The sequence below is a fragment of the Arachnia propionica genome (assembly GCF_037055325.1).
In the GTDB taxonomy this organism is placed as follows: domain Bacteria; phylum Actinomycetota; class Actinomycetes; order Propionibacteriales; family Propionibacteriaceae; genus Arachnia.
In genome coordinates, this window is the sequence record NZ_CP146373.1 from 1,229,129 (window position 1) to 1,246,201 (window position 17,073).

Genomic DNA, 17,073 nt, shown 5'->3' on the forward strand with positions numbered 1-17,073 from the left:
CTTCCGGATCGGTCCGGGTCAGTTTCGGATCAGGTTGAGGGGTGCGCCGTGCGCGCCGGGTTCGTGGGATCGTTGCACCGCGTCGAGGGCGTCCTCGTAGCCCGCGGTGGCGTGGCGGACGACCCCGAGTCCGGAGTCGAGGTCGAGGGCCTGGCGAATCCTGGTGGCCGCTGCCCCGGTGCCGTCGGCGACGACGGTGACCCCCGCCGACTGCATCCATCCGGAGTAGCCGCCGCCCCCGGAGTGCACCGCCACCAGGTCGGCCCCGCCGCTGGCCAGCAGCATGGCGTCGAGGATGGGCCAGTCCGTCACGCCGTCGGAGTCGTCGCGCATGCCCTCGGTGCCGATCCTGGGGTGGGTCATACCGGCCGCATCCAGGTGGTCGCGGCTGAAGGCGACCGGTGCGCTGATCCTCCCGTCGGTGACGGCCTCGTTGACCGCGAGGGCCAGTGCCGAGCGTTCCCCGTATCCGAGCCAGCAGGACCGGGCGGGCAGGCCCTGGGCGGGGATGTGGCGGCGCGCCAGGTCGATCCACCGGGCGATCTCGGGGCGTTCGGGGAACATCGTCGCCGCCAGATCGTCGACCACCGCGAGGTCGTTGTCGTCGCCGGAGAGAATCATCCACCGGAAGGGGCCGATGCCGCGGCTGAACAGCGGTCGCAGGTAGCCCTCCATGAAACCGGGGATCTCCGCGAAAACCCGCTGTTTCTCGGCCTCGCTGAGGATGTGGGAGGCCTGCACCCTGAGGTTGTTGCCGTTCTCAAACACCACCGATCCGCGCTGCCTCAGGGCAAGCATGGCCCGCACCTGGGTGGCCATGGAGACGCGGGCATCGCGTTCCACCCGTTCCGGGTCGGTTGCACGGGCCTCGGCCCACGACTCGAGGGTGTACCCGGAGGGCAGATAGCCGTAGCGGGCATCGTGGGCAGCGGTTTGGTCGGTCACGATGTCGGGACGTGCACCGCTGGCTGCCACGGCGGGGAACACGTCGGCGGCGTTGCCCAGCAGCCCGACGGCGACGGGACGCCGTTCGGCAGTCGCCGCGGAAATCGTCGCGAGGGCGTCGTCGAGGTCGTCGAGCACCAGGTCGATGCCGCCGGCGGCCTCAAGTTTCGCGAGTTTCGCGGGATCGGCCTCCACCACCAGGGTGGACAGCTCCAGCATCCGCGCCGAGATAGGCTGGGAGGACCCCATGCCGCCGAGCCCCGCGGTGAGAACCCAGCGGCGCGGGGCGCTAGGCTCCCGAAAGTGTTTTTCCAGGGCGGCGCGCAGCAGCTCGTAGGTGCCTCCCAGCACACCCTGCCTGCCGATGTACTGCCAAGCCGCAGCCGTCAGCCCGCCCCAGATCGTCTTGTGTTCCGCCAGTCGGGAGTAGAACCTCTCCTCGGTGGCCCAGTTCCCCACGGTGTTGTTCACCGCCGAGACCACCATCGGGGCGGCGGCGTGGGTGTTCAGCACCGCCACGGGTCTTCCGGTCTGAAGCACCAGGGTCTGGTCCTCCTCAAGGTGTTGCAGGGAATCGACGATCCGCTGGTAGGCGTCCCAGTCCTTGACGGCCTTCCCGATGGACGCGTAGACCACCAGCTCTTCGGGTCTCTCCCCCACCTCGAGAACGTTCTCCAGCAGCCGGAGCAGCGCCTCGGCCCGCCAGTTCCGACAGCGCAGCTCGGTTCCCCTGCGGGCCGTGACGGTCATTGCTGTTCCTTTCGTTCAGTAGGTGAGGGCCACGTCCACACCTCTCCTGAGACCGACGAGGGTCAGGGGATTGATGTCGGAGTGGAGGGTGCAGTTGGGTGCCACGATCAGGCGGTCGCCCGCGGCGCGGCGCGCCTGGATGACGTGCGCGACCGCCTCACTGGGTGTCCAGTAGAGGCTGGTGAGCTCGTCGATCCCGACCATCGGTACCCAACCGTAGTGGCTCGCGGCCTCAGGGATGGTTGGTGCCGATGCTTTGTCGGACCAGCTCAGTACCTCGACAGGGTAGTCGGCGATCAGCTCCGGATCGGCATCCTCGCCGTGCAGGTGCGCGATCCGCACAAGCGACGGGGCGGCAGCCAGCACCTGGATGTCGTAGGGGGCGACCCAGTCGCGGAACTGTTCGGGGGTCAGTCCGAAGCTGGTGGCGTCCCTGCTGGCCCCGTTGACGGCGACGAACAATGCATCGACTCCGAACCCCTCCAGCCCGGCCGCGTAGCGCGCCAGGGCGTCGGCGACCCGGGAGATGGTGCGGTGCGCGAGAGCCGGATCCACCTTGAAGTACTCGATGACGCTGCCGCCGAGGGCCCTGACGAGGGCCTGGGTGGGCGAGAATACCGTCTCGATGACGGCGGCCTCGGGGGCGGCGGTGCGGATAAGGTCCAGCACCTCGTGTTGCTTGGCATGGCTGTCGAGCGACACCCCGGGATCGGCCAGGATGTCGTCGAGCTGCGCGGGGTCGGTGATCTCCTCGAGCCCTTCGGGCAGGTCGATGCGGTAGTCGTGCATGACCTTGATGAAGTCCCAGTCGTAGTCGCGGTAGAACCTCAGGTGGGCCTCGGCCACCTGCTGCGGGCTCCATGTCGCCGACCCGTAGTGCACCCAGGCCCCGACCGGGGGCCGATCGGTGGTTCCGCCCCGGGCTGCGGTCAGGAATCGGTCACGTTTGGTCGTCATCGTCGTCTCCGTTTCGTGTGGTGCGCCCCAGGTAGGCCTCCTGGACGCGCGGGTTGTCCAACAGCTCGCCGGCCGGTCCCTCGAGCACGAGGTTCCCGGTGGCCAGCACGTAGCCGTGGTGGGCGATGCTGAGGGCCAGCTCCGCCTGCTGTTCGACCATGAGCACGGCCAGCCCCAGGTCAGTGTTCAACGCGGCAATGGTTTCGAGTACCTCGTCGACGAGACGAGGCGACAGACCCATGGTCGGTTCGTCCATGCAGATCAGCCGGGGACGGCTCATGAGGGCCCGGGCGAAAGCGAGCATCTGCTGTTCCCCTCCCGACATGGTCCCGGCCGCCTGGCGCCGCCGCTGCCCCAGGCGGGGGAAACGGTCGTACTGGGCGATGAGATCCTCACGAACACCCGCTTTGTCGCGCCGCGTGTAGGCGCCCATGAGGAGGTTCTCCTCCACGGTCATGGGCGCGAAGATGCGGCGCGCCTCCGGTACCGACGCGATGCCCGAGGCCACCCTGCGCGAGGTCGGCCAGGTGGTGATGTCCTTGCCGTCCAGCAGCACCCTTCCCGCGTCGGGGCGCACGAGCCCCAGGATGGTTTTCATGGTGGTGGACTTGCCCGATGCGTTGCCGCCGAGCAGCGAGACGATCCGTCCCTCCGGAACCGTCAGGTTCACACCGTTCAGGGCCCTGGCCTGCCCGTAACTGACCTCCACTTCCTGCATTTCCAGAAGCGTCTCAGTCATCGTCCTCTCCTTCCCGGTGCTTCCGAGCCCACTCCTCGCGGGCACTGCGACGGGCATCCTCAGCCCTGCCGAGGTAGGCCTCGATGACGGCCGGATCGTTCCTGACCTGTTCGGGTGATCCCGAGGCGATCACGTGGCCGTCGTCCATCACCAGCACGTGGTCGGACAGCGTCATGACCAGGTCGAGTTTGTGTTCCACCAGCAGGATCGACTGCCCCGCAGCTTTCAGGCGGAGGAGTTGCTCCAGCATCTCGGCGGTCTCCGACTGGTTCATTCCTGCGGTCGGTTCGTCGAGGACCAGCAGGGTTGGTTCTCCCGCGAGGGAGCGGGCAATCTCGGTGCGTCGCCGGTTCGCGTAGCTGAGCGTGTATGCGAGATCCTCGGCGCGATTGCCGAGGCGTTCCGGGAACCTGTCGATTTCGGCCGCCACGCGCCGCCTGATTGTTTCGCGCTCTTTTCCAACTCCGGGCAGGGGCAGCAGTGCCGCCAGCACCTCTCCGAGCAGCGGCACCCAGCCCAGGAACCACCGCAGGACGGGGATCTCCGCCAGGCGTTTCAGGGGTCGGTGGGCCCTCAGTTCGCGGTGCAGTCCGATGGAGATGTTCTCCGCGACGGTCAGGTTCCCGAAGACGCGGCCGTTCTGGAAGGTCCGCAGCACCCCGCCCGTCGCGACCTGCTCAGGATGGCGGGCCGCCACCACGTGGCCGCGGATCGCGATTTTCCCGGAGTTCGGCCGCAGCACCCCTGTCACTAGGTTGAGGGTGGTGGTCTTGCCGGAGCCGTTGGGGCCGATGATCGCCACTGTCTGTCCCGGAGCCACCTCCAGGTCGACACCGGCGACGGCGTGCACCCCTTCGAAGTGGCGGTGCAGACCGGTTGCCTTCAGCACGGGCGTGGTTGGTGTGGTCATCATGCTCTCCTCGTCCACAGGCCCTGAGGCAGGAAACGGATGATCGCGATCACGACGATCCCGTACAGCAGGATGCGCACGTCGGGGGCAAGGCGCAGCGCCTCGGGCAACCCGACCAGGGCCAGGGAACCGAGCACCGCCCCGAAGGGAGAGTTGATTCCGCCCAACACAACGATCGTGAGCACCAGCACGGACATCTGGACGGTGAACACCGTTGGGTCGAGGTAGTTGTACTGGTGCGCCAGCAACGCCCCCGCCATCCCGGCGAAGAAGGCGGCCAGCGCGTAGGCGAGCGCCTTGTAGCCGCGGGTGCGCAACCCCAGGGAACGCGACGCGATCTCGTCGGAGCCGACGGCCGCCAGCACATTGCCCAGGTGCGAGGAGCGGATCCTGAACACCACGAACAACGTGATCGCCAGCACCACCAGGTCGAGTTGGTAGTGGTCCTCGGCAACCAGCAGCCGCAGCCCGAGGATCTCCGGGGCGGGGATGCCGGAGAGCCCGTAGGCGCCCTTGGTGACCGCGTCCCAGCCGCGGATCACCGACAGCACGATGTAGCCGAGGGCCAGGGTCGCCATGGACACGTAGTGACCGCCGAGTCTCCAGATCGGCAGGGTCACCAGGGTGGCCAGCACCGCCGCGATCACCCCGGCCAGCAGCAGGGCCACCAGAAAGGGCAGGTTCAGGCGCATCACCAGCAGCGCCGAGGCGTAGGCACCGATGGCCACGGGCGCGGCCTGTCCCAGGGAGACCTGCCCGGTCGATCCGGCCAGCAGCGTCATGGGGACCGCGATGATGGCGTAGATCGCCACCTGGGTACCGACGGAGCTGAGCACCGGACCGCCCAGCAACGGCACCGCTAGGCCTGCGACCAGGGCGAGCAGCACCCAGTGCCACCACACCAGCCTGGGTGGGCGGCCAGCCCCAAGGAAGGTGCCGGTCATGGGTTCGGATGAGACGGCGTGCCGGGAACCGAACAGTCCGTGGGGTCGCAACAGCAGCACCAGCAGGAAGGCGCCGAAGATGAACAGGTCCCGGAAGCTGCCACCGAACTGGTAAATGCCGAGCGCCTCCAGCAGGCCGATCACGAAGCCACCGGCCACGGCGCCGACGATGGATCCCAGGCCGCCGACCGCGGCGGCGATGAACCCGACGGTTCCGGTGAAGGAGGCCGAATAGGGCGAGATGACGCCGGCATACATGCCGAAGAAGATTCCTCCCACCCCACCGAGGCAAGAAGCCAGTAGGAAGGACAGGTTCTGGACCCTCGTCACGGGAATCCCCATCTGGCGGGCGGCGTCCGGGTCCGCCGCGGTGGCCCGCACAGCCAGACCGTCACGCCCGAACCGCAGCCACGCCCACAGGCCGAGCATCGCAGCAATGGTGAAACCAAGGGCGACCGCGTCGGAGGTGCCGAGCCTGACCCCGCCGACGGGCAGGTCGTCGGTCGGCAGCGGTGCCGGGTATTCGCGGGTATCTGCCCCGAACAGGATCTGGCTCAGGTTGTCGAGCACCATGGAGGCCGCGAAGGTGGCGAGCAGCGCTGCGATCGGAGGCGCCTTGATCAGCGGACGCACCGTCGTGAGGTTGATGATCCAACCGATCAGGGCACTGGAAGCGGCCACGGCCAGCAGCGCCAGCCACCACGGCCACCCACACACGCCAATAAACCACCAGCCGAGCATCGCACCGAACCCGACGATGGAGCCCTGGGCGAAGTTGACCACACCCGTGACGCCGAAGATCAGGGAAATACCGACAGCGACCAGCGCGTAGACGTTGCCGTGGACGAGCCCCGAGACGATCGTGTCGATCATGAGGCCTCCGCCGGCACGTAGACTCCGTTCCTGACGGTGACGGGCAGGAGTGTGACGTCACCGGGGCGACGGTCCGCGGAGAACTCGAACTCCCCGAACTGCACGGTCTTCCACCTGCCACCCTCGGAGAGGGCCTTGAAAATCCCCTCACGGGTCGCGCCGCCACGGCGGACCGCCTCGACCAGCACGTTGAGGGCGTCGTAGGCATAGGCGGAGAAGGTACTGGGCTCGTGCCCGAACCTGTCCTTGAACCGTTTGTTGAAGTCGACCACCGCCGGTGAGTCATTGCCAATCAGGAAGTTCTCGATGATGATCGTTCCCTCTGCCGAGGTTCCTGCGGCCTCCAGGAACTGCGGGGTGTTCTGGCCGCCGAAGAACTGGCCCGTGAACCCGATCTCCCGCAGCTGCCGCACGACGCGTGCACCGTCGGGTCCGTAGCCGAGGTGGACGACGGCCTGCGGTCCGGCGTCGCGGGCCTTGATCAGGACGGGCCGGTAGTCCTCGGAGTCGGGTTGGATGGGTGACTCGTATGCGATCTCCAGTCCGGCCTCCGCCGCGGCCGCCTTGAAGATGTCGAAGGAGTTCTTGCCCCAGTCGCTCTCGAGGTAGACCACGGAGATCCTCTGGTAGCTGCCCGCGATCCACCGGGCGGCGCGAGTCTGGTAGAACTCCTGGGTCAATGATGTGGACCACATGTGGTCGCCGCCCTTGGTGAAGTCGGGGTTGGAGTTGGTGAAACCGAACTGCACGAGCCCCGCCTGCTGATAGGTGACCGAGGCCGCCATCGAGGCTCCGGAAGAGAAGTCCCCCAGCTCCGCAATGACAGTGGCATCTGCGACGAACTTCTGCGCAATCGGCACCGATTGTTTCGGATCGGACTGGGAGTCCTCCCATTTCAGTTCCACCGTGCGACCGTCCACTCCCCCGGCGGCGTTCAGTTCTTCGAGGGCCAGATCGAAGCCCTCCTGCCAGTACTGGCCGTACTCGGCACTGGCCCCGGTTCTCGGTCCCGAGACCCCGAAGACGATGGGTCCTCCCTGATCGGCGGAACCGCTCCCAGAGGCGCCGGCGCGGGAAAGAGCGCTGCAAGCACTCAACGCAACACACGCGGGAATGGCCCCGACAAAGGCGCGGCGAGAAAGGTTTTTGGGCATGGCAATACTCATTTCTGGGCAGGACTGAAAACCGCCGGAAATGGACGGCGACTTGGAAAGCAATAAGTGAACGGCGAACCGTTTCAGGAGGATTGATTCAGCCACCCCGGACATCGGGGAGGGGCGACGAGCCGACCGCGTTCAAGCGGCCTTCAGGCTCAAGAAGCCTGGCTGGCGAGGATCAGCAGGGACAACAACACATGCGGGCAAGACGAGGCGTGACCCGGCTGGTCAGGATCGCTGCGTGCTGCATGGTTGCTCCCGTGATCGATGGACTGTTTCCAACCTATGTCCTTGATGACCCAGTGTCAATTCATTCCAGAGTCTGAGAAATCACACCAGTATTGGTTGCTCCACCCCGGATTCCGTCATGTCATTACTGATCAAGAATGCCTCGCGCAACGCTGATGGCAATGGTCTTACAGCGTCAGCCCGACCACCTTGCGAGCGAATGCGCACGCCTCCTCCACTCCGAGTGGTTCGACGAGGATGGCGGCGCGGTAGACGAGCCCGCCGATGACGGCGTCCGCCACAACCTCCGGGTCGATCGGAGTCGCGGATCTCCCCTCCTGTGCATCACACCCTCCAGGAGGGTGATGCGCAGGGAGCGAATGGAATCGATGATGCGCCGGCAATAGGCCGGGATTCCCGGGCTCCGGGGCCCGAGGCCGACCGCTGGGTCTGGGGTGTGCTGGATGTGGAGCCGCTGCATTCGCATATAGGAGCGGACCAGCTCAGCCAGCTTCACGGGGGGTGTTGATCATTCCTCCTGGCCCTCGGCCGCCACGAACCACCGCACCTGATAGGGATCCAGGCTGAAATCGGCAGGGCCAAGATCCCAGGTCACGTCGTCGAGGAGCTCCTTGGCGCTGCTGCCGTAGGGGGTACGCAGCAGCCCCATGGGAATGCTGACCCTGTGTTCGGAGAGGTTGTAGAGCTGGTACATGGGACCGATCGGGTGGTCGCGGCGGATCGCCAGCACCCTGTGGTCGCCGACGTCGAGGATGCGCGACTCGTAACCGGCGTGCAGCTGCGGTGTGGCGCGGCGCACATCGAGCACGTGCCGCAGCCACGCGTTGACGCGCGCCTGCGCGGAGTCGGGGTTCTCGGCCAGCGCGGCCACGGCATCCCAGTCCATGACGGGGCGGTGCACCCAGCGGTTGTCCTCGGCGTGCGCGGGATCGTCGCCGTAGTGATAGTCGTTGAGCATCGCCAGTTCATCGCCCATGTAGATCAGCGGCACCCCGCCGAACCCGCAGATCACGGCGTGCAGCATGTTGATGCGACCCACCGCCAGGTCGATGGCTTCTCGGTCCTTCGACTCGAGGGCCGTCTCGAGCCCGGCCAGGGACGCCAGGGTGCCGGAAATACGCCGGTCGCCGGTGGCGGGGTTGGCCTGGAACACCAGGCCGCGGGCGAACGACTTCGGGAACTCGCCGGAGTAGAAATCAGACAGGAATCTGCGATGCTCTGCCCCGTTGATGCCGACCGCAGCGGCGTCGCGGTCGTCAACGGCCCAGCCGATGTCGTCGTGGCAGCGCACGTAGGTGCCCCAGGTGGCCGTCGGGGGTTTCGCGGGGAACCGTTCGAGGGCGTAGCGCAGCAGCGTCACGTCGCGACTGGCCAGCGCTGACCACAGCTGGGCCATCAGAGAATTGTGGTAGGCCAGATCGGAGAGTTTCCCGTAGTGACGCCCCTGACCGAAGTAGGCGATCAGGTCGCGCGGACCAACGATGGCCTCGGCCTTAAACACCACCGCCGGGGCCGCAATCCGCACCGCGGCCCGCAGCGCCTCCGCGAGTTCGTGGACGGGGGGTTCGTTCTGGCAATCCGTGCCCATTTGTTTCCAAATGAAGGCAATGGCATCCAGCCGCAGCACCTCGACGCCGTGGTTGGCGAGGTTGCAGATGATCTCCAGGTATTCGCAGAAGACATCGGGGTTCGCCCAGTTCACGTCCCACTGGTAGTCGTTGAAGGTGGTCCACACCCATCCGGAGAGCTCCTCGTCCCAGGTGAAGTTCCCGGGAGCGAAGTCCGGGAACACCTCAGGCAGGGTCTGTTCGTACTGATCCGGGACGGTGCGATCCGGGTAGATCATGAAGTAGTCGCGGTACTTCTGCTCGCCCGCCCGGGCGCGCCGGGCCCATTCGTGTTCCTTGGCGACATGGTTGAGCACCAGGTCGACCACCAGCGAGATGCCGCGTTCCCGCAGTCCCTTCGCCACATCCGCGAGATCGTCCATGGTTCCGAGGTCGCTGCGGATGGAACGGTAGTCGGCCACCGCGTAGCCGCCGTCGTTGGCGCCCTCACGGGGTTGCAGCAGCGGCATCAGGTGCAGGTAGGTGACCCCGAGGTCGCGCAGGTAGTCGAGATGTCCGAGGATTCCGTTCAAGGTGCCCGCGAACCGATCCGTGTAACAGACATAGCCCGTCATACCGGGTTGCTGCAGCCAGTCGGGACGCAGCAGGCGTGCCTCGTCGAGCCTACGCAGATCGGCGGGACGACTCTCAAGCGTCTTCGTCACGATGGCACGCACCCGCTCCACCAGAGCGTCGGTCTTGTCTCCGTAGACGTTGCGCAGCGCCGTTGTCAGTTCATCCGCGTAGCGGTTCCACCGCAGTTCCAGGACGTCGTCAATGTCACCCATGGCGGTCAGCATAGCCGGAAGGTTGGGCGTTGTTACGTGGCAAAAATAATTCCTCCCGGAAAAGATCACCCCTCCACCCATCGCGGCTCGACGCCGGGCTTCCTCGGGTGTTCCTCGAATCGGGCCCAACACTGATCCACACCCTCGGGCAGCAGATGTTTCTGACAGCGGGCCATGGCGTCGCGCAACTCCAGTTTCGCGCTCTGGAGCTCCAGTAGAGCACGTCGGTTGGCGAGGTCATCCAGCCAGGCTTCCTCTCGTCGCAGGCAACGAATCCGCAGCGAGGTGACCCGACTCAGCCGCTGCTGCTCCACCTCATCGACCCCCTGCACGACCGCAGCTGCGCGGGACCAACCGTGGTCGCGGTGGATGCGAATCAGGCCGGGATGAACTGTCATGGCCTCGTGCACCTCGACGTCCGGAGCGATGACGACCGCACCGGTCGACAACGCATAAGCGGTTTCATCCCGTCCGGATTCGTCCATGAGGATCTCGGTGGCTCGCATCACGACCTGGAAGACGTCGGCCTGGGCCATCGACTGCCGTCGTGGCACCCCGTCGGTCTGCGACGAGACCACATACGTTCGACCAGCCTGCAGGTGCCCGATCGCCATCTCCGCGGGTAGGTTCTCCCGGGCTCCACCGTCGACGTAGGTCTCCGCCCCGACCGGAACCGGCTTGAACACCCCGGGAATGGCACAGGACGCGAGCACCCCGCGAGTCAGATTGTGCGGGCCCGTGTCGATCTCCCGGTCCTCGCGATTGACCAAGGCGCCGTCCTCGCGCATGAAGTGCAGCTCCCCCGTTTCCAGGGCCACCATCGCCATCCGCAGCTGCATTCCGGAGGTGGACACCCGGGCGGGGTCGAAAACGTCCGGGTGAAGCAGCTTCGCCAGCACGGGCCCCGGGCGGTACAGCGATCGCGACTGCTCCAGTCCCGCTTTGACCGCCATCAGGTCGCTCCCCAGCTTCGGGAGCCGCCCCAGGGCACCCGCCAGCTGAGCCATGAACCCCAGGGAGAAGTCCGATTGCAATTCCTCGTCAGGGGTGAGCGCCTCCTCCACGGGGTCCTCCGGGGTGTCGGTCCCAGGCGGTTCGGGACGGCGACGCCGCAACGACAGCCAGGAGGAGCGCGACGGGGCATCCGCCGATTTGATCCCCGGGCCCACGAGTTCGAGCCAGGCCGGGGCCTCCTCCAGCAACCGGGATAACCAGGGGCGAGGAATGAACATGTCCTCAGGGCCCGTCATAGAACACCAGAGTTCATCGATGCTCTCCAGGAAACCGATCTGTTCCTGACGGCTGGGGTACTGGGCCAGCCCCGCAGCCAAAATGGCCCCAGCCGACGCACCGACGAAGATCGTGGGGGTGAAGCCGGGATCATTCGCATACAGGTAGTCGAGGGCGCCGATTTGAAAACTGGCCCGCGATCCGCCGCCCGAGAGCACGCAGGCAGTGGTACTCGGCTCGGCGCGGGAATCGAAGAGCGGGAGTCCCAACCAACCTCTACGAGCCATGGATGAAGTGTAAAGGCCACCTCAACGGAAACTGCCCGGAAAAGGATTCCCCCACAGCTCACCGACCTGTTCAGAAGGAGCGCATCACAGGATTCGTGAACGCCTCCCGCTCCCGATGACGTTGTCACTTTCAACCTCAACCTCAACCACCTGAACCTGAACTGGCAGTTGAGGTGAATTCTCAGCCTCGGCTTCAGACTTCTCTCAGAAATCGCACAGAATATCTATTGATAGATAAACCAAAGTCACAACGCCTAGTCACAGCCACTTTGTCCCTCCGTCTTCCATGTAAAAACACACCGATGTCATTTTCAGAAACCCGACGCAAAGACAGCTCACACGTCTTTCGCACGTCACCATCCGAGCTTGTGGGAAGCCTTCCTTCCTCCTTACTGTCAGATCGGCCGACACGGCTGGGACCAAGGTCCCGGGGAAGAGTCGTGTCGGCCCGAGACCTTGAGAAATTCCGGAGGAAACGTGAACCGAAAGATGCGAACCGTGCGGGGAGGGCTGGCCGCTCTGGTGGTGGCCGGGCTCGTTCAGTCGGTCGGCTCACTCGCTCTGGTGACCAGCGCCGATGCAGCGGGCACCTCGATGCGGGCAACCACAGCCGTCAACGTGCGTTCGGGACCGGGAACCGGCCACTCCCGAATCGGCCTGCTCTACCCCGGGGACAACGTGCAGGCCCTGAGCACCAGCAACGGCTGGACAAAGGTGTCCTACAAGGGTCGCACCGGCTATGTCGCATCCGCCTACCTGACCTCATCGTCGAGCGGCGGAGGCGGTGGGTCGTCCTCGGGTGCTTCCGGGGATGCCTACACGACCACGGCACTGAATCTGCGCACCGGGCCCAGCCTGAGTTCCTCGGTGAAAACGGTCGCGTCGAAGGGCACGAAGGTGACGCTCACCGGCACCGTGAAGGGCGAGTTCTCGCAGGTGACCTGGAGCGGTCAGACGCTCTGGGCCGCGACACGCTACCTGTCGCAGTCTGCGGGTTCCCCCAGCCAGGACCTTCCCACCGCCACGAAGAAACTGCGGGCCACCACCGAACTGATGATCCGCACTGCGCCGGGAAGCGGCTACCGTTCCCTGGGTGATGTGCCACGCGGCACAATCCTCGACTGCACGGACGTGGTGACCAGCGGAATGGCGCAGTGCATCTGGCAGGGCAACGTCCGCTGGTTCAACAACAAGTACCTGAAGGCGGCAGGTGATTCCGCCAGCCCGGGCGGAGGCAGCCTGCCCTCCACCACCACCCAGTACGCGACGGCCAACCTGAACATCTGGCACTCGGCCACCGGGTCCTCCCACACCGGCGAGATCCCGAAGGGCAGCGAGGTGGCCGTGACCGGCACCGTCCAGTCGGGACGCGCGCAGATCGTCCACAACGGCGCAATCCGCTGGGTGACGGCCCGCTACCTGAGCTCGTCGACCCCCGCCGGGGACGGTGGTCGCAGCGGAGACGGCGGCAGCCTGAACCGGGGTTGGTCGAAGGGCCTCGACCAGGCCAACGAGAACGTCAAACGGATCGTCCGTTACATCTGGGGCAACGTCCCGGAGATCACGACCATGTACGGCGTGCGCCCGGATCCGCTGCCGGATCATCCCTCGGGCCGGGCCGTGGACATCATGATCCCCAACTACAGGTCGAACAAGGAGTTGGGCAATCGGTTGGCCGCCTACTTCAAGGAGAATCATTCCCAGTTCCGCGTCCACTACATCATCTGGGACCAGAAGATCTGGAACATCACCCGCGACCGCGAGGGGTGGCGTTCGATGTCGGGACGCGGCAGCGACACCGCCAACCACAAGGACCACATCCACATCACCGTCTACGACAACTGATCCCCGAGACGCTTCCCCTCGGGCAGGGGCGTCACTCGGTCACCTCGATGGTGCCGAGGGCGCCCCTTTCGGCGTCCAGAAAGGCATGATCGACGACGGTGTAGTGACCGGCCTCCGGGAAGGTGAGCTCCACGAAACCCGCTTGGGCGGCCTCGATCCCGAGGGCCTGGGAACCGCCGCCGCTGTTGCCGAATGCGTCCTTCCCGTCCTTGAGCAGGTAGCCGCCCTCGAAGTAGACGGTGTCGAACTGGCCGCCGATGATGTGGAAGCTCGTGGACAGGTTCGGTCCTGCGGAAAGCACCCAGAACCGCACCTTCTCCCCCACCTTCGCGGTGAACGGGCGCTGCGCGTACTGGAAGGCGATGCCGTTGAAGGTCGAGTAGTCGGGGGTGTCGGTCTGCGCCTTGGCGGCGTCGATCTCGGCGGCGGTCTCCGGGCTGGTTCCCGTGCCACCAGCCAGGTAGATCTCAGAGGCCACCAGGGCGTACTCACGGTCCACCGCGGGCAGCCCCTCGGGGTCGATGATCACCGCGCCGTGCATGCCGGCGGCGATGTGCGCGGACACCGGGGCGGTGCCACAGTGGTACAGCCACATCCCGGCGCGGTGCGCGGTGAACCGGTAGACGAGGCTCTCTCCCGGGGCGATGGTGCGCATGGGCCCGTCAGGCGCGAGATTGCTGGCGTGGAAGTCGATGGAGTGACCGATGGTGCCGTCGTTGATGAGGGTCACCTCGAACACGTCCCCGACTTTGCCGCGCAGGGTCGGTCCTACCGGCCCGCCGTTGAAGGTCCAGCGTTTCTGCCACACCCCGGGCGCCACCTCAAGGGGAAGTTCCGTGACGCGCATCTCCACGCGGTGGATGGTTTCCTCCGTGGGCGCCGGGGCGACGGGATCCACCACGGTGTTCAGCGGGGCCGAGTTGGCCTGCGCAGGGGCGTGGTCGTGTCCACTACCCGTGGTTCCGTCCTGCGAACCGGAGGCGTCTTGCCCTGAGACCTTGAGGGTGAAAACCATCCCGGCCTGGCGGTGCCCGACGACGGTGCACCAGCCCTCGATGGACTCCCCGACCACTCCGAGATCCAGCTCCGCGGTTTCTCCCACGCTCAGCCGGGGCGTGGCGGCGTCGCCAAGCTTCAGGTCGTGGATCATGGTGGCATCGGCGTTGCTCAGCTCGATGATCACCCGGTCACCGCGGCTGACCTCCGCCGAGGCGGGTTCGAAACGCAGCCCCTCCTTGGCAGTGACCTGGATTCTCTGGGTTCTGCCCGTCGCGTTCACCCCCGTCGACGACGAACCACCGCCCAGGCCGACCGCCGACGGGTCGATGCCAACCCCCACCGTGACGGCGAGGGTCAGGGCAAGTACACCCGCCAGCATCCCGTTGGCGGTCAGCGCAGATTCCCGCTCGGGCAGTTTCTGGGGCGGCCCGGTGCGGGGACCTGCCTTGGCGATCGCCCTGCGTTCCGCGACACTCGCTTTTATCCCGAGGATCATCAGGGGCAGGAAGGCCGCCGCCGATGCCACCCCGAGCACACCGGAGACAATTTTCACCCAGGGTGGCGTGGGGGCGAGGAACAGTATCAGGGCACCGTTGATGACGACGATCCGGAACGTGGCGAAACGGTCGAACCACGCCGCGCCCGCCCGCACGACGCGGGGCCCACCACCAAGAACGGAGGGCAGCAGATAGCTGAGCGCGCCGGTGAGCAGCTGCGCGGCGAAACCGCCGGCCCACACCGCGGCGAGGGTTCCGGTCACCTCCGACCAACCCGAGGGCGGAGTGATCAGCACGATCCCGCCGGTGACCACCAGCGCCACCACCCACCACATCATCGCGGCCAGCACGGAGGCAGGGGAGAATTCACGCGGGGGTCGGCGACGCAGCGGGGCGATGAGCACCCTGCCCCACCAGCCAAGCGCCAGCAGGTACCCGACCAAACCGGCCACCGCGACGTACTGGAGACCCGCCAGCGCGCCCGCCACCACGACCATCCCCGAGCCGATCAGCCAGGGAAGGGCCTGCTTGGCGAATCCCTCGGCGCGGTCATCCATGCGGGTGCGCAGAATGGTGGGCCAGAACGTGACCAGCGTCCCCACCACCGTCAGGCCGATCCAGCCCAGCAGGTTCGTCATGGTGTGGGCGACGAGGAACCGCCAGTGCCAGGTGTTGTCCAGACCGAAGGCCAGCGTCGCCCCGAACGCAGCCCCGACGGGCAGGTGACAGGCGGCGGCCACGTAATACCAGATGGCCACCCGGAAACGTCCGGGAAGGGCCTTGCGGAGCTGCCGCCACAGCGAGATCCCGTGCCAGGCGACGGCCGCGGTCACGAGCGTGGCACCCGCGACCACCAGCCACCACCATGTGGCCGGCACCCCGACGAAGACCGCCAGGGATCCCAGGGAGAGCAGTCCGAGTCGCCTGCGCTGCGCGCGGTCCCGGGCCTCGTCGGGCCGGGTCTTGAGCAGGGCAGCGGTGAAGTACTGGCTCCACACGAGCACGGAGTGCGTCAGGGCCCCGAGCAGCACCAGGTGCACCATCAGCCAGGTGGATTCGGGCACCAGGCGATGGGCCGCGGCAACGATCACGGCACTCAGCAGCCAGACGACGACGGTGTAGTCGCGGGCGCGATTGCGACGCGACCCACCGGGTCCTCCCCCGCTGCCCGCACGACCAGCTCGGTCGGTCTGCGAAGGGCTCGCCCCCGGACGGCTGGGGGTGCTCATGCCCGCACCGCCGAGTACATGGCAGTTGCGGCGAACAACAGGATCGAGACCACGGTCATGGCTCCTCCGATCTGGTACAGGACGGTTCCGGTCAGGGCACCGAGGACGCGCACCACCATGCCCAGGTGCAGCACGGTGAGCGGCACCCACATGGCCGGACGGTAGGGCAGGGGACGAGAAAGCACGGTCGGGAAGATGATGGGGGCGTGGGCCATGATCATCGACATGGCGAACCCCAGAAAGGTGCCGTGCACCACCACGTCATATGTTCCAGCGGCCTCTGGACGACCGACAATGACCCAGGTGAGACCCGCAACGGCCAGCCAGATGTTCCCCAGCAGCAGAGCAGCGGCGTTATAGCGCCGCAGGCCCTCACCTCGGATCAGTCGACGCCCGACGTCATCGCGGATTAGCCAGAGCGCCACGAACAACACCCCGAACCCGAAGACGCGGTCCCCGAAGCCGGGCCACAACAGCGCGGAAATAGCGCTCAGGGAAAGCCACGCACTCGCTGCCACCAGGGTGGGAACGGCACGGCGCCCCATGGTCAGCTGCGCCAGCTCGGCGCGTTCGGCGGCGATCGTGACGACGATGAACCCGGCGAGCAGAGGCAGCAGCGCGGGAACCTCCACGCTGATCAGCAGCGCGGTCGCGAGACACGCCAGGACTGCTCCCACCACCTGGGCAGCCACCAGCGGCAACGGGGCGCGGCGATACAGAGCAACCATGACAGCGACGAAAGCCAGTGCGCCGTCGAACAGCAGCAGCTTCCCGAGCACCGGGAACACCCCGGAGATCATCACGAGAGCCCCCGCGCCGAGGAGCGCAGGGGCGGAGTAGGCAAGCCGATTGCGCAGCGCCTGGGCGCGTTCCAGCGAGATCAGGGATCCCATGAATCCCAGGACCATGAGCGGCCCGTGCAGGTCAGCGAGCCGACCGCTCGTCACCGGCGCCCAGACACCGAGCCGCACCAGCCCCGCGTCGAGGCCTGTCAGAAGGCTGATTCCCGCCAGCATCACAAACAGGACGCGGCGCGACACGGGAGCTGGTGCGGCTTTGTTCAAGGG

At 66.5% G+C, this 17,073-nt stretch carries 11 protein-coding genes; 1 reads left to right on the top strand and 10 read right to left on the bottom strand.

Features of this window, described 5'->3' with window-relative positions; translation table 11 throughout:
- Positions 1–18: 18 nt before the first annotated feature.
- The 8 genes from V7R84_RS05695 to V7R84_RS05730 form a co-directional block, all read right to left on the bottom strand.
- Complete coding sequence (locus V7R84_RS05695; RefSeq protein ID WP_338572968.1) at positions 19–1,695, bottom strand: urocanate hydratase; 1,677 nt, start codon at positions 1,693–1,695, stop codon at positions 19–21.
- Positions 1,696–1,710: 15 nt separating this feature from the next.
- A complete protein-coding gene (locus tag V7R84_RS05700) occupies positions 1,711–2,652 on the bottom strand; it encodes a uroporphyrinogen decarboxylase family protein (protein ID WP_338572970.1) in 942 nt (313 codons plus the stop codon).
- On the bottom strand, positions 2,636–3,391 hold the full coding sequence (locus tag V7R84_RS05705) for an ABC transporter ATP-binding protein (RefSeq protein ID WP_338572972.1): 756 nt from the start codon (positions 3,389–3,391) through the stop codon (positions 2,636–2,638). Before V7R84_RS05705 ends, V7R84_RS05700 begins: the two co-directional genes overlap by 17 nt.
- Positions 3,384–4,301, bottom strand: a complete 918-nt coding sequence (locus tag V7R84_RS05710; protein WP_338572974.1) for an ABC transporter ATP-binding protein — start codon at positions 4,299–4,301, stop codon at positions 3,384–3,386. The genes V7R84_RS05705 and V7R84_RS05710 overlap by 8 nt, the downstream gene beginning before the upstream one ends.
- Complete coding sequence (locus V7R84_RS05715) at positions 4,301–6,118, bottom strand: ABC transporter permease (RefSeq protein ID WP_338572977.1); 1,818 nt, start codon at positions 6,116–6,118, stop codon at positions 4,301–4,303. Before V7R84_RS05715 ends, V7R84_RS05710 begins: the two co-directional genes overlap by 1 nt.
- Positions 6,115–7,272 carry an ABC transporter substrate-binding protein gene (locus V7R84_RS05720; RefSeq protein WP_338572979.1) on the bottom strand — a complete coding sequence of 386 codons (1,158 nt, stop codon included), beginning with the start codon at positions 7,270–7,272 and terminating at the stop codon, positions 6,115–6,117. The genes V7R84_RS05715 and V7R84_RS05720 overlap by 4 nt, the downstream gene beginning before the upstream one ends.
- A 760-nt stretch (positions 7,273–8,032) precedes the next feature.
- Positions 8,033–9,919, bottom strand: coding sequence for an alpha-amylase family protein (locus V7R84_RS05725; protein ID WP_338572981.1), 1,887 nt, complete (start codon positions 9,917–9,919; stop codon positions 8,033–8,035).
- Positions 9,920–9,984: 65 nt separating this feature from the next.
- Positions 9,985–11,436, bottom strand: coding sequence for a patatin-like phospholipase family protein (locus V7R84_RS05730; RefSeq protein ID WP_338572982.1), 1,452 nt, complete (start codon positions 11,434–11,436; stop codon positions 9,985–9,987).
- Between the two features lie 477 nt (positions 11,437–11,913).
- On the opposite strand from V7R84_RS05730, the gene V7R84_RS05735 reads away from it, so the two are divergent.
- Positions 11,914–13,281 (top strand): SH3 domain-containing protein, encoded by a 1,368-nt coding sequence (locus tag V7R84_RS05735; protein ID WP_338572984.1) that lies wholly within the window; start codon positions 11,914–11,916, stop codon positions 13,279–13,281.
- Between the two features lie 31 nt (positions 13,282–13,312).
- Here the strand turns inward: V7R84_RS05735 and V7R84_RS05740 are convergent, their stop codons facing one another.
- Together V7R84_RS05740 and V7R84_RS05745 are read right to left on the bottom strand one after the other, a co-directional pair.
- A complete protein-coding gene (locus V7R84_RS05740) occupies positions 13,313–16,006 on the bottom strand; it encodes a multicopper oxidase domain-containing protein (protein ID WP_338572987.1) in 2,694 nt (897 codons plus the stop codon).
- Complete coding sequence (locus V7R84_RS05745; protein WP_338572989.1) at positions 16,003–17,070, bottom strand: hypothetical protein; 1,068 nt, start codon at positions 17,068–17,070, stop codon at positions 16,003–16,005. The genes V7R84_RS05740 and V7R84_RS05745 overlap by 4 nt, the downstream gene beginning before the upstream one ends.
- Positions 17,071–17,073 lie beyond the last annotated feature (3 nt).